The 413-nt window shown below is 64.2% G+C and carries 1 pseudogene; it reads left to right on the top strand.

Features of this window, described 5'->3' with window-relative positions:
* Window positions 1-19: 19 nt before the first annotated feature.
* Window positions 20-413, top strand: a pseudogene (locus G3I78_RS49475) (hypothetical protein); the annotation flags it as partial.

Consider the following 413-nt stretch of genomic DNA (forward strand, 5'->3'; position numbering starts at 1 on the left):
GCTCTACACCCCAGCCGTGATGAGCGCGGTGGTCCGGGTTCCCGTGGTCGATCTAAGCGCTCTGCTCAGGCACTTCGCCAGCACCGCGGCCATTCTGGCGGCCCTGACCTACGTCGCGACCAGCTACGGCAAGAGCTCGGAAGCGGTGGTGCCACGGCACGTCGCGGTCTCTCGCTGGATCGCTCGAATGTCCTATCGGGCGGGCGCGATCGGTGTGACTCTGCTCACGGTCCTATTCTTCACGGTCGTGGACCGCCCCGAGCAAAGTCGGAGTTTTCTGAGCGATCACGCCGGGGAATGGGGCACCGCGACTTACATGACGGTCTTCTACTTCTTTCCCCTGGTTACCACCGCCGTCTGCGGCTATCAGTGGACACGAGCGGCACGCCAGGCAGAGGCGACGAGTATGCGGA

This window comes from Streptomyces sp. SID13726 (assembly GCF_010548375.1).
GTDB lineage: Bacteria > Actinomycetota > Actinomycetes > Streptomycetales > Streptomycetaceae > Streptomyces.